We start from the raw sequence: 14,204 nt of genomic DNA on the forward strand, positions 1-14,204 counted from the left end.
TAATAAAAAAGAGGATACATGTTTGCTTCTACAACATGTATCCTCTGCTTGTATATTAAGACTGCTGATAAGCCGATTTCGATGATTTCACATAATAAACTGCGTGATCCACATTAATAATATGATCTGGTTTTGGTTTACCACGGCCTGCTCTATGTCCAGCTAAGTGTTCTTCACTTGTTTCCCAGTTTTTCCATGCTTCTTCAGATTCCCAGCGAATCATTACGACAACTTCTTCGTCGCCGCGTCTTACTTTTTTCACGAGAACACTTAAATCGATGAAGCCTTCAAATTTTTCAATAATACCTTCTCCAGTGAAACGTTCTACAACTATATTTGATGTACCTTCTTTTACTGTAAATGTTTTCGTTTCGATAAACATATATCCCACTCCCTCTTTGTTATACGAATACTAGTATTCTTCTATTATAATTGATTATGATAATTATTTTCAATTGTAAAGTTTTAATTTTTTGAATTATGCTGATTTCTTTTCTATCGCCTCATCTAAAAATTTGAAATACGGAAGTAACATCCCTATTAAAGATGTAACACATATAATTGCACCGATGATTACATATAGCGCTCTTACTCCCCACATTTCACTCAATATTCCCCCTACTAACACACCTAATGGCATAGCGGATCGTATAAAAAATAAACGCACTGAAAATACTTGTCCTATCATATTATTTGGGACGGTTTGTTGGCATATTGTCGTGTTATGAACATTGAAAAATGCAATACAAATCCCTGCTATTACTTCAATTATTATTGCAATGATAATACTATGATTGAACCCTAGCGAAATGTATGTGAGTCCCCCTATAAACAATCCTCCAAGCATAAGTATACGCCGGCTTTTATATGTTACTTTTCCGACTAATACTGAGCCAATTACGTAGCCAAGTGGAAAACCTGCCATGAAATAGCCGAACTCTGCATATCCCGCTGACAGCTCATCTTTTATATATGGAAGATTTGTAACCATCGTTACCCCTACTCCAAACTGTACGAAAGTAAGAAATATACCGAGCCAAACGATGATTGGTTTTGTAAAAAAATATGTAAAACCTTGAAGGAATTGTTCTAGCCACGTTTTTCGTATATCTGTTGTAGTTCTCCTTTCTTCTATATAAAGTAAGAAAGCACCACTAACAAATAGACAAATACATACGAAAGATAATGTAAGTTCTGTTCCAATGAAATGAATTACTACTCCACCTAATACTGGCGCAAGAAACATCATGAGACGAGTCATTCCATCAATATACGCATTTGCGTCTTGAAGTTGTTCTTTACTTACAATGCTCGGTGTAATTGCCTGACTCGCAGGTGTATAAAGAGGTGTAATAAGTCCCACTACAATTTGAACAACATAAATATGCCAAACTTCTATACTACCTGTAACTAGCATCATCAAAGGTAATAAGAATACGGATGATCGTATCCATTGTGAAAAAATCATAATCCACTTTCGGCTCCATTTATCAATAAATGGGCCACTTATTAATTGCAGTATGAGTGATGGGATGAAATATAATAGCCACATACTACTTAAAGCCATTTCCGATCCTGTTAACTCATATACTAGAATTGAATTACATAACGTTCCGAAAGCCCCTCCTAATTCTGAGATTGCACTACCAATCCACATAAAAAAGAAAGAACGATTTTTCAATACACTCTTCACTATAGCTCACCAACTTTTCTCTTAAATTCCTCCCTTTATGTACATTCTCGTTGTAAATTATCTATTTAAAAATACATCTAATTCTTTCGCTAACGACTGCACTGCTTTCTTCCTTAATACATACTTTCCGTCATGTATATCAACTAACTTCGCTGCACGTAACAATTTCAAATGATGGTGTACTGTCGATTTACCAAGCTGCAATCTTTCCGTTATTTCCTGTAATGTACGTTCTTTTTCAAACAACATTTTTATAATTCGCAATCTCGCCTCATCCCCAAGAGCCTTATGTTTTTGAACTAAAAAATAATTCGGCTCATACGGATCTTCGGGATGAATGCTTTCATTCGCAACTGGATAATGAAATACTTTCGTATCTTCAATATCTGCTTCAATATTCCACGGTCTGTACGTCATTTGCGGAATAAGAAGTACGTGATGAACACTTGGCTCTGGCATATAGTTCACTCCGCCAGTCGCCCACTCGACAAACTCTTCCGGTTTCATCTTTTTATTCATTTCATTTTTTGCTTCATAATCTCGTTTTAATATAGAAAGTATTTCTTCTTCCTCTTTCTTAATTATGCTCTCATACCAACCTGTCATTACAGTGATTAAATGAGATTTCAGCACTTGTACATCTACATCACATATAAAGCTAATATAAGTAGAAAAAAACGGATGATCCTGCGTTAATTCCTTTAGTTCATGTATTGCAGTTACATCTCTACTTGCGGCTAAACGTCTTTTCTCTTCATACTTCTCCCCTAAAAACGGTAAACATATAAATTTCAAATCTTCTTCTGAAAGTAAATCAATTTTAAAATTAAACTGCGATAAATCTTGAAAATCCTCTTCATACAATAACTGAAGCAATGCTTTCCACGTATTATGTTCTTCTACAAACTGCAAGTGTTCTTCCATCTCATCTGTTAATGATTGTCTAATTCCTTTCCATTCACTTTCAGTCTTTTCAAGAGTATCAATTAACCTTTTATGAGTAATTGCTGCAATGCCAAGTGCACATTCGAAAAGTATCGAATATTTCACCTGAACGTTGTATGTTTCCCTCTTTTTACTCTTTATGTGATAGACCTCCATTTTTATCTCCTCCTTGTTTGCTATGTATTAAATTCTATTTTTATCGAATTTATCCTTCTATATTTTTGGGATTTACAAAAATATAAATTAAACCACATTCATTCTAAATTAAGAAGAATAAGAGCTTTTTTATATACAAATAATAAAGCTCAAGGAGTGGTTGACATGCATTTCATATTAAATATGTTAGGGATTTTCGTTGTCATATTAATCGTTTTCTTATGTTCGCCTAATAAAAAACATATAAAATGGAGACCAATTGTAATCCTCATCATATTGGAGCTTTTTATTACGTGGTTTATGTTGGGCACAAAGCTAGGCAGTATTATCATTAATAAAATTGCGTCATTTTTCAGTTGGCTACTGGCATGTGCGAATGAAGGTATTCGCTTTGCATTTCCTTCCGCTATGGACAGTCCACACATTGATTTCTTCTTTAGCGCGTTACTTCCTATCATTTTTGTTATCACGTTCTTTGATATTCTTTCTTATTTTGGAATCTTAACTTGGATTATTGATAAAGTAGGTGCAGTTATTTCAAAGATTTCTCGTTTGCCAAAGTTGGAAAGTTTCTTTTCCATTCAAATGATGTTTTTAGGGAACACCGAAGCACTTGCAGTTGTTCGTGATCAATTATCTGTTTTAAAAGAAAATCGTTTGTTGACTTTTGGAATTATGAGTATGAGTAGCGTTAGCGGATCCATTCTTGGTGCTTATTTATCAATGGTTCCAGCAACATATATTTTCAGCGCAATCCCATTAAACTGTATTAACGCATTAATTTTAGCCAATGTATTAAATCCTGTGGAAGTTTCGAAAGAAGAAGACGTTGTTTACACACCTTCCAAACATGAAAAAAAAGATTTCTTTTCTACTATTTCAAACAGTATGTTAGTTGGAATGAATATGGTTATCGTTATTTTAGCCATGGTAATTGGATATGTAGCTTTAACAGCATGTTTAAATGGGATTTTAGGCTTTTTTGTAACGGGGTTAACAATTCAAAAAATCTTCTCCATTATCTTTAGTCCTTTTGCATTTTTACTTGGTTTATCAGGCAGTGATGCTATGTATGTAGCTGAATTAATGGGGATCAAAATAACGACGAATGAATTTGTTGCAATGATGGATTTAAAATCAAACTTAAAGTCGCTACAACCGCATACGGTTGCGGTTGCAACAACATTTCTAGCTTCTTTTGCTAACTTTAGTACAGTAGGTATGATTTACGGAACTTACAATTCATTATTTGGCGGAGAAAAATCATCAGTCATCGGTAAAAATGTTTGGAAGCTTCTTGTTAGCGGGATGGCTGTTTCTTTATTAAGTGCTATGCTCGTTGGGCTATTTGTATGGTAAATAATTTTTATAATAAAAGACACCCAAGCCAATTGAGTGTCTTTTATTATTATTTTCGAATTTGTCCATTTCCACGAATCACATATTTTGTAGAAGTTAATGCTGGAAGCCCCATTGGTCCTCTTACGTGTAACTTTTGTGTACTGATACCAATTTCCGCTCCGAATCCAAATTCGGATCCATCTGTAAAACGAGTCGATGCATTATGATAAAGTGCCGCGGCATCTACAGAGGTGAAAAATTTGCTGACATTTTCCTCGTTTTCAGTAATAATCGCTTCAGAATGCATAGATCCATACGTATTTATATGATGAATCGCTTCTTCAACAGTGGAAACCACTTTCACTGCTAGTGTGAGAGATAAAAACTCTGTTTCCCAGTCTTCTTCTGTCGCAATTAAGATAGAAGGATCAATCGCCACTGCTTTATTATCACCACGTAGCTCCACTCCTCTTTCCTTCAATGAAGAAAACAACTCGCTACCATATTGCTCTGCCCAATTCTCATGAAGTACAATCGTCTCAATTGCATTACATACAGATGGACGCTGTGTTTTTGCATTAATAATAATATTAAACGCCATTTGTTTATCTGCTGTTTCATCAATGAATATATGACAATTTCCCGCACCTGTTTCAAGTACTGGAACAGACGCTTCTCTCACTACTGTATCAATTAATTGTTTACCGCCTCTTGGTATAAGAACATCCAAGTACTCGTTCAATGTAAACAACTGTTTTGCACTATCTCTCGTTGTATCTTCTATGAGCTGTACACTTTCTGAAGACAAGCTAGTTTGCTTAAGCGCACGGTGAATCACGCTAACGATGGCTTTGTTAGAATGGATAGCAGAAGAACTACCACGCAGTATTACTGCGTTTCCTGTTTTTAAACAAATTGTAGCAGCATCTACTGTCACATTCGGCCTCGCCTCGTATATCATTCCGACAACACCAAGTGGTACGCGCATCTCCTGAATAGATAGTCCATTTGGTCGTTCCCATGCACTTACACATTCTCCAACAGGATCACGTAAATCAATTAACTGCTTAATACCTTCAGCCATATCAAGAATGCGCTGTTCATTTAGCATAAGACGATCAAGGAGAGAATCGGAAAATCCTTTCTCCTTACCTTCTTCAATATCCCGTTTGTTTTCTTCTAAAATATAAGCTGTTTCTACTATTAACTGATTAGCAATTGCAGCAAGTGCTTCATTTTTTTGATCTGTAGTTTTAAGCACAAGTTCTCTAGCAACCTCTTTTGCTTTTATCCCCTTTGCCAACACTTCATTCATTTTTATTTCCTCCTTTTTAAAGTGAAACCCAATGATCCCTATGGATGACTTCATAACTATGTCTCTCGCCTCTTGACTGAATATCTTGGCTTTGCATACCTTTTACATCTCTTAGTTCCTCTGCACTATATGTGCATTGTCCTTTTCCTATTACGCGCCCTTGTTGCGTTACAACCTCTACAACTTCACCCACTTGGAAAAATCCTGATACATTCGTAACACCAGCTGGAAGTAAACTCTTTCCATGCTGAATGATGGCAGTAGCTGCCCCAGCATCTACTTCAATTTGTCCGTTAACAAGCGAATGCAAGGCAATCCATTGCTTGTTCATCTTCATTTCTTTTTGAGGAGCATTACCGACATACGTTCCATCCCCCTTACCCTTCAAAACATCTACAAACTTTTCCTGGCCACGTCCTGTTCCGATAAATACACTCACACCAAGAGAGAGTGCTGTCTTTGCAGCATCGATTTTTGATTTCATACCGCCAGTCCCAAGTTTTGAGCCGGCATCTCCTGCAAGAGAAGAAATTTCTTCCGTAACTTCAGGAAGAAAATAATATTTTTTTGCATCCGCATTTTTCTGAGGATTTTTATCATATAACCCGTTCACATCCGTAAAGATCATAAGCATATCCGCCGAAACAAGCCCGCTTACTAAAGCTGACAGCATATCATTATCACCGAACGTCAGCTCCTCTAAAGAGATGGAATCATTTTCATTAATAATTGGAAGAGCGGAACGGTTTAGTAATTCTCCTAAAGTAGCATAAGCATTACTATATTGTTCTTTTCTAGAAAAATCACTTCTCGTCAGCAAAAGTTGCGCAGTAACGATGCCATATTTACGGAATTCCTCCGTGTACGCCTGCATTAACAAACTTTGTCCGACAGCTGCTGCAGCCTGCTTCCCTTTAATCGTTACAGGTCTGCTAGGATATCCTAGCGCTGAAAAACCTGCAGCGACGGCTCCAGATGTAATTAACACAACCTCGTGCCCATCTTCTTTCAACCGAGCCAATGCAGCAACGTGATCTGAAAGCTGTTCTGTTGAGATGCCTCCATGACTATCTGCCAAGGAACTACTTCCAATCTTTACAACAATTCGTTGTTTTTTCACTTTTTTATCCCCCAAGTCTAAAATCAAAGTTTTTATAATTTACACTTCATCCACTTTGCAACTATATCTATTCTCATCAATGCAGCACTGAAGTATTTAAGAGCAAAATAAAAATGACCGCTTCGCCCTTAATAAAATAAAAAGGACGAAACGGTCATTGTTCCGCGGTACCACCTTAATTGATATACATAGATATCCACTTGGTGCCTATAACGCAGGCGAACGCCTAAACTTTCATTTAAGACTCAGGGATAGGTTCGATACATTCTATACGAGGAATCTTTCAGCCGGTGAATTCCACTCTCTTTCGCAAGAAGACATATGTACTAATTCCCTTCAACGATTTTCGATCTAATTTTTTTATATTATGCGATATAGTTCGATTCGGTGTCAAGAGGTATTTTAAAAAATAAATAGAGCCACAAGTTACTTGTATGAAATTATTGCCCTACTGAATGAAAATACAAATTGATATAAGTTTAACTCATATTCATAAACATAAAACCTTAAATTATAGTGTATATATTTACATAATGTCGAATATAATTAATTTTTATCTTTTATTGTTGCAAAAAGGAATATATTCTCTTAGAATGTTTCTTTATATTGCACAGGGATGTTATTCTTATTCTAAGATAATAATATCAAACCGATATAATTGATTATAAAAGGAGCAAGATTGAGTTATTATGGATAAACAAATTGGATTCATCGGTTGCGGAAATATGGGAATGGCTATGATTGGCGGAATGATAAACAAAAATATAGTGTCTTCAAATCATATTATTTGTTCAGATTTAAACACTGCTAATTTAAAAAATGCTAGTGAAAAATATGGGCTAACTACAACTACCGACAACAATAAAGTAGCTAAAAATGCTGATATTTTAATTTTATCAATCAAACCAGACCTATACGCATCAATAATTAATGAAATAAAAGAAGTAATCAAAAACGATGCTATCATCATTACGATCGCTGCTGGGAAAAGTATTGAAAGTACTGAAAATGCCTTTAATCAAAAATTAAAGGTTGTAAGAGTAATGCCTAATACTCCTGCTCTTGTTGGAGAAGGAATGTCTGCATTATGCCCTAATGAAATGGTGACAGAAAAAGATTTAGAAGATGTACTAAACATTTTCAATAGTTTTGGTCAAACAGAGATCGTAAATGAAAAATTAATGGATGTTGTCACATCCGTAAGTGGTTCTTCACCAGCTTATGTATATATGATTATAGAAGCGATGGCAGATGCTGCTGTACTAGATGGTATGCCAAGAAATCAAGCATATAAATTCGCTGCTCAAGCTGTGTTAGGCTCTGCAAAAATGGTACTAGAAACAGGAATACATCCAGGTGAATTGAAAGATATGGTTTGTTCTCCTGGTGGAACGACAATAGAAGCTGTAGCGACATTAGAGGAAAAAGGATTACGAACAGCGATTATTTCAGCTATGCAACGTTGTACGCAAAAGTCTGTTGAACTATCTGGTCAAACTAAAAAGTAAAACTATAAAAGAGATTACGTCAGCTATGAATTCACATGAATTTAATTAAAAATTCACTACATGATAAACGGCCAAACTCATATATAATTGAGCTTGGCTGTTTCGTTTTTTAATTATATTAAAATAATTTAATTCGAATCTTCTTTAAAGGCTCTGTTTTATCCCTTACCTATTCCCTACTATGATTGTGTAATTTTATTAGAAACTAATAATTTTTCAATGCATTTCGGTAACATATCTAATAGTGTTTCAAATGCGTAGTTTACATCTAGACGTTCTGTCCATTGATGTGCATCTTTTCCTACCGGCCCCATATTTAATACTGGAACATCAAATTCTTCTAATTCCTGAAGCGGAATTGAATAACCTTTATCCCATAATGGCATATTGTCTACAAGCGAACTCATTGAATCCAGTGGATACTGCAAGCCTACATAGCTTAAATCTGAAATCCCCCCAAAATAATTTTGGTTTTCAAATGTAATTTTATGATTGTAGTGTGCATATTTTTCCATCTCTACAACTACCTCTTTTATTAAAGGATTGTTGCGTGAACTCACAGCTGGATAGTACGGCGGAGCGAAGAAAAGTACAATCATCGGTGCCTTTTCTTTACATAAAATCGCTAATTTATCTACTAAATCAATCGTTACCGCACGATCATCTTTATCTTCTCTATTTTTTATAATATTAGATTGAATATGATTTATTTTTTCTTGTCCATGTTGCTCAATTGCATATGTGATAAGCTCTTCATACGTTAATACATTTACTTTGAGATTAGGTGGTATGAACGGATTATATTTAGAAAAACGATATGCATGTTTTTCATACGAATCTTCTATTTTCTCTGCCACTTTCGTTACTTTTTGACGTAACAATGAAACTACATCTGTCATTGATTTTTCTAATAAAAACAAATTAAATAATGTAACTGCACGATGTGGAATTTGTACAGAATAATCCTCTTTTAAGTCCCTTTGAAGTAAGTTAGTTGGCGGAGGACTCGCTTCCCCTTCTACAATATCACAAAGGTCTGTGTTTAACTCTAATTCTGCTGTTATTAATGAGGCCATATAACTCCCATTTAAGCCTGCAAAAGGTTCACCTACATGTGTCTCTTTTCCGTAGCAAAGAAAACCAGGTAACACTTTACCAATAGAGCCAGTGTAAATATACTTATTTTGGTCACCAGGATGTCTTGAAAACATAGGCTCTGAGTTTAAGACCGTTTTATAATCTAAGTTATGCTCTCTTGCTAAATCTAACAGTCTCGGAACAGCGGCCCTCATCCCTACAGAATTCACTTCTTCATCTGGTACAGCCAATAAAAGAACATTCCCATCGAATCTTCCTTCACATGCTTGTTCAATCATTGCCATTTGTAATGCAAGGCCGCATTTCATATCCATTGTTCCCCTACCAAACAGCCATTCTCCATGTTCTATATCTTCACGTACATGGTCTGGAAGTTCATCTTTATGAGAATAAAACATAGATGTTAACTTTTTAGGATTAAATGCATCTTCTTTCCACACTCCGTAATCTTGTACATCTACAACATCAAAGTGACTTACTAGAATTACAGTATTTTTTGTACTATCGCTTTTCTTTACTAGTGCTGTAACAAAATATCGTCCGTCCCCTGTCGTTTTTTTTTGTAAATGCTGCGGGTTTTCTTTGAAATACTGTAATTCAGATAATTGTTCCACAACAAAGTCTGGCAATATTACTTCAGCTTCTGAACCGGTAATACTAGGAATTTCAACAAGACTGCTTAATAATTGAATCAATTGTTCTTTTGATTGCCACTTTGACATATAAATCCCCCTATTTTTCCGCATTATGAAAACAAATTCCAGTATACGAATAAAAAATGACGACAGCTATCAAAATTATATTTCTGATGTACTGCCGATTTTTATTGATATTTCATGAGCTGCTTGTTTTACCTTGCTAATAAGAAAAGATAGTCGATCATCATTAATACGATGACTAATTAATCCAACACTTAATGCTCCTACTACTTTATGATTAAATCCGATAATAGGTGCAGCTACTGAAGCTGTCCCTTCTGTTTTTTCACCATAACTGACAGCATATCCTTCATTTTTTATTTGCTTTATTTGATTAAGAAGAATTTGCTTTTGTTCTGGTAATGAAGAAAGTAAATTTTCTACAATATGTTCCATTTCATTCGTTTTCATATTGGCAAGCATCGTTTTATTTGCGGCACCAATTGAAAGTGGAATTTGTTCCCCTAGATTATCGATAACTCGAATTTTTAAAGGACTATCAATTCTTTCAATGATAATAGAATGTGTTCCGTTTGGAATATTTAAATAGACACTTTCCTCCACTTCAGCAGCCAAACGTTTCATCACTTCTCTTGCAACAGATCTGTAGTCTACCTTCTCCAATTGACGTAACCCTATTTCCATCCACATTGGTCCAATTTTGTACTGTTTTGTCTCTGAAATTTGTGTAACTAACCCATGCTCCATTAAAGAGTTAAGTAATCTATGTACTGTACTAACCGGGAGATGTGTTCCATCAGCTATATCAGAAATAGCCCAATACTCTTTTTCATTTGTAGAATTCAATAATTTAATAATACTTATCGCTCGATCAATGGACTGTACCATAACTCGCCTCAACTTTACTCGTAATATGTTAGTATGCTTAATTAACTATCAATTTAGCAAACATTCGAAATGAAATCAATCTATTTATTTAATTTTCTAACAATAAAAACATATCACTAACAAAGAATTGAAAACGCAAACAAAAAAATATTGACTTTTCTTTTTAATTATCTGAAAATTATAACAAGATTTCACATCACGGAATACATTCCATAATACGGAAAAACACCAAACTTTATTCTATCAACTATGAAAGTGAGGAAAACAATGGCGCAAGTAAGCAATACAAACAATGAATTAAAACGGACGATGAAAAGTAGACACTTATTCATGATTGCACTCGGTGGTGTGATTGGAACGGGGTTATTTAACGGATCTGGCTTTATTATAAGTCAAGCTGGACCTGGCGGATCCGTACTTGCCTTTATGGCCGGTGGATTATTAATGTATTTCGTTATGCTATGTCTTGGTGAACTTGCTGTAGCCATGCCTGTTTCAGGTTCTTTCCAGGAATATGCCACTAAGTTCATCAATCCTGCAACTGGCTTTACAATCGGATGGTTGTATTGGTTAAGCTGGGCGAATACGACCGGTCTTGAATTTACAACTGCCGGCATTACAATGCAGCGCTGGTTTCCTGATATTCCTGTTTGGGTTTGGTGTTTAATATTTGGCGTTACAATCTTCACTATTAACGCATTATCTGCTCGTAGTTATGCAGAAACAGAATTTTGGTTTTCAAGTATAAAAGTATCTGCCATTATCGCTTTCATTATTCTTGGCGGCGCCGCTATGTTCGGTTTTATTGATTTAAAAGGTGACGAACCCGCTCCGCTATTATCAAATTTCGTAAATCATGGTGGTTTATTCCCAAATGGACTTGCCGCTATTCTTTTAACAATGGTTACAGTCAACTATTCCTTCCAAGGTACAGAACTTGTTGGAATCGCAGCAGGTGAAAGTGAAGATCCAGCAAAAACTTTACCTCGTTCTATTAGAAATATTATATGGCGCACAATGTTTTTCTTCGTCTTAGCAATCTTTGTTCTTGTTGCTTTAATTCCTTGGGAAGAAGCTGGATTAACAAAGAGCCCATTCGTTGCTGTTTTTGATAATATCGGTATTCCATATGCAGCTGATATTATGAACTTTGTTATTCTTACTGCTGTTCTTTCTGTTGCAAACTCAGGACTATACGCTGCTACTCGAATGCTTTGGTCTTTATCAAAAAACGAAATGGCTCCAGCCTTTTTAAAGAAATTATCATCACGTGGGATTCCTCTCAACGCTTTAATCATGACGATAGCTATTTCTGCTTTTTCTCTTTTGACAAGCGTAGTAGCTGCTGAAACGGTTTACTTATGGCTCATTTCAATTTCCGGAGTCATTACCATTATTGTTTGGATGTCAATTTGTGTTTCTCAATTCTTTTTCCGCAAACATTATTTAGCAGACGGTGGAAAATTAGAAGACTTAAAATTTAAAACACCACTTTATCCACTCGTACCAATTCTTGGTTTTGGATTGTATGGCATTATATTAATCAGTCTTATTTTTATCCCAGAACAACGACTTGGAATCTATTGCACTGTACCATTTATCATCTTTTGCTATACCTACTATCACTTTAAAGTTAAGAAAAGAATATCTACTAACACTCATAGTGAAAGTAAAATTAGCGAGACTTCGTAATATTTGACGATACATAAAAGACCACACATGGCGTTTCACTTCATGTGTGGTCTTTTATCGTTCCTTCTCTCATTTCCCCCTACTATTGAAAGAATTATTTATAACACTTTAAGTTCTGGATTGCTCAGGTAAACTTTGGGTTGAAAAATGAGCATTTCTATACCTTTCCCAAAATTTCAAGTTCTGCTAATGATGTTGTAGAAAGTGTTAATGTAGTAAATACTATAATACTAACAATTACTATTTTTACTATTCATAAGTTGATGATTCTGCTTACTATTACTGTTTTGTTTTGATATATTTAATATATATTTAAAGACAGACAGGAGTTAGATACGATGATAAAAGGTTTTGGAGGAATATTTTGGAGAACTAAGAATCTTGATGTTATAAAAAAATGGTACAGTGAAGTGTTGAAACTTGATATAGAAGATTGGAATGGAACTGTGATTAAACCCCAGTTAGGAAATGAGACCATCTTTTCTTTCTTTACAGAGAATGACAATTATTTTCCAAAAGAACAACAAGTGATGTTAAATTTCGAAGTACATAATCTAAACGAGACTATAAAGAATCTTGAGAATATTGGTGTACCTCTTGAGAAGAAAGAAGAAATCAGTGAATTTGGAAAGTTTATTTGGATTAAGGATCCTGAAGGTCGATTGATCGAACTTTGGGAGAAATAGTGGATTATACTTATTTACTATTAAGTTAACAGCTGCGTTAATACATCAAGGTAAATAAAAAAGTCGATTCCTTTAACTCCACAGGAAATCGATTTTTTTGTGGAGTTAAACTTCTTAGCTTTGTAAATCCTCATTTTTCAAATTCTACCCTATGGCCACCAACTTAAAAACATAAAAAACGCTATTCTTACGAAAAGAATAGCGTTTTTCATTATTTAAATATGATTTCATCTGAATTTAATAGATATATCCCCTCTCCTACAAAAGTAGTAGAGTGTTCATTTAAACACTTACTACCTCAGTGGGATTTATCACATTCCAATTTCAATATAATAGTAAATAGGTATATCGGATATAGATGTACATTACTAGGCTTATACATATTTCAACTTTAGAATTACATTCACTATTTAATTGGTAGTTACCAATAAAGAAAGGAATGATCATAATAATACAGAACATATACGAAACTCATTTACATGTAAGAAATTTAGAAAAGGCAATAAATTTCTATCAAAACAAGCTAGGATTAACATTAGCAAGAAAACTCTCCAAAAGAAGAGTGGCTTTCTTTTGGGTCGGAGAAAATAAACAACAAATGCTTGGACTATGGGAAGTAAATAATATCGAAGACTTTGAGCCGAGACATTTTGCTTTTGGTGTAAATTTAGAGTCTTTAATGACTTCTAAAGCGTGGTTAGAGGAACGTGGAATAGAAGTGATAGGAAGTCAAGGAAAAGGAAATCAAGAGCCAATTGTCCAAAGGTGGATGCCCGCTGCAAGTGTATACTTTCTAGATTGTGATGGAAATAAATTAGAATTCATTTCTATGTTACATGAGAATCCAGATGAATTAGAATATGCATCCTATTTAAGTGTATGGAATACGGAACACCAAGAAAAATGAATGAAATCTCCGTTCAAGTCTTTTCTTATTTTTAGATATAATGTTGTACTATCCCCATGCCCATCAACTTAAGAATTTAGAATTCCCCCCCAAAAACGAAATTTCGTCACAAGTTGTCACAAAATTTCGTTTTTTAGGTAGTTTTATTTTCTTAGCTTGATTTCGATGAGCGGTACCCCATAAAGGCCCCTGATAC

12 protein-coding genes and 1 other annotated feature are annotated in these 14,204 nt (G+C 34.8%); of the genes, 5 read left to right on the forward strand and 7 right to left on the reverse strand.

Annotated elements, in window-relative coordinates; genetic code table 11:
• Positions 1-55: 55 nt before the first annotated feature.
• The 3 genes from hmoA to AC241_RS14950 all read right to left on the reverse strand — a co-directional run bounded on the left by hmoA (position 56) and on the right by AC241_RS14950 (position 2,794).
• Positions 56-382 (reverse strand): heme-degrading monooxygenase HmoA, encoded by a 327-nt coding sequence (gene hmoA, locus AC241_RS14940; RefSeq protein WP_000469498.1) that lies wholly within the window; start codon positions 380-382, stop codon positions 56-58.
• Positions 383-478: 96 nt separating this feature from the next.
• Entirely contained in the window at positions 479-1,693 is a 1,215-nt protein-coding gene (locus AC241_RS14945) for an MFS transporter (protein WP_016081152.1), read from the reverse strand.
• 57 nt (positions 1,694-1,750) lie between these two features.
• Entirely contained in the window at positions 1,751-2,794 is a 1,044-nt protein-coding gene (locus AC241_RS14950) for an ArsR/SmtB family transcription factor (protein ID WP_016081151.1), read from the reverse strand.
• A 165-nt stretch (positions 2,795-2,959) separates the two neighbouring features.
• Here AC241_RS14950 and AC241_RS14955 point away from each other — a divergent pair, with 165 nt between their 5' ends.
• Positions 2,960-4,153: a NupC/NupG family nucleoside CNT transporter gene (locus AC241_RS14955; protein ID WP_000545482.1), complete on the forward strand. Its 1,194-nt coding sequence runs from the start codon at positions 2,960-2,962 to the stop codon at positions 4,151-4,153.
• A 49-nt stretch (positions 4,154-4,202) separates the two neighbouring features.
• Here the strand turns inward: AC241_RS14955 and AC241_RS14960 are convergent, their stop codons facing one another.
• Together AC241_RS14960 and proB are read right to left on the reverse strand one after the other, a co-directional pair.
• Positions 4,203-5,450 (reverse strand): glutamate-5-semialdehyde dehydrogenase, encoded by a 1,248-nt coding sequence (locus tag AC241_RS14960; RefSeq protein WP_050844060.1) that lies wholly within the window; start codon positions 5,448-5,450, stop codon positions 4,203-4,205.
• Positions 5,451-5,466: 16 nt separating this feature from the next.
• Positions 5,467-6,570: a glutamate 5-kinase gene (proB, locus tag AC241_RS14965; RefSeq protein ID WP_050844062.1), complete on the reverse strand. Its 1,104-nt coding sequence runs from the start codon at positions 6,568-6,570 to the stop codon at positions 5,467-5,469.
• 138 nt (positions 6,571-6,708) lie between these two features.
• Positions 6,709-6,919: a binding site (T-box leader), on the reverse strand.
• A 340-nt stretch (positions 6,920-7,259) separates the two neighbouring features.
• On the opposite strand from proB, the gene proC reads away from it, so the two are divergent.
• Positions 7,260-8,078, forward strand: coding sequence for a pyrroline-5-carboxylate reductase (gene proC / locus AC241_RS14970; protein WP_050844064.1), 819 nt, complete (start codon positions 7,260-7,262; stop codon positions 8,076-8,078).
• Positions 8,079-8,257: 179 nt separating this feature from the next.
• On the opposite strand, the gene AC241_RS14975 is transcribed toward proC, so the two are convergent.
• Entirely contained in the window at positions 8,258-9,922 is a 1,665-nt protein-coding gene (locus AC241_RS14975) for a M20/M25/M40 family metallo-hydrolase (protein ID WP_155417063.1), read from the reverse strand.
• Between the two features lie 51 nt (positions 9,923-9,973).
• The gene (locus AC241_RS14980; RefSeq protein ID WP_043936197.1) at positions 9,974-10,723 is read right to left on the reverse strand and encodes an IclR family transcriptional regulator; all 750 of its coding nucleotides are present in this window, start codon (positions 10,721-10,723) and stop codon (positions 9,974-9,976) included.
• A 267-nt stretch (positions 10,724-10,990) separates the two neighbouring features.
• Between AC241_RS14980 and AC241_RS14985 the strand changes: the two genes are divergently transcribed.
• From AC241_RS14985 to AC241_RS14995, 3 genes are all read left to right on the forward strand, one after another.
• Complete coding sequence (locus AC241_RS14985; protein ID WP_016081145.1) at positions 10,991-12,415, forward strand: amino acid permease; 1,425 nt, start codon at positions 10,991-10,993, stop codon at positions 12,413-12,415.
• 338 nt (positions 12,416-12,753) lie between these two features.
• On the forward strand, positions 12,754-13,101 hold the full coding sequence (locus AC241_RS14990) for a VOC family protein (protein WP_050844070.1): 348 nt from the start codon (positions 12,754-12,756) through the stop codon (positions 13,099-13,101).
• Positions 13,102-13,549: 448 nt separating this feature from the next.
• On the forward strand, positions 13,550-14,008 hold the full coding sequence (locus AC241_RS14995; protein ID WP_029442645.1) for a VOC family protein: 459 nt from the start codon (positions 13,550-13,552) through the stop codon (positions 14,006-14,008).
• Positions 14,009-14,204: the final 196 nt, after the last annotated feature.

This window comes from Bacillus thuringiensis (genome assembly GCF_001182785.1).
In the GTDB taxonomy this organism is placed as follows: Bacteria; Bacillota; Bacilli; order Bacillales; family Bacillaceae_G; genus Bacillus_A; species Bacillus_A thuringiensis_S.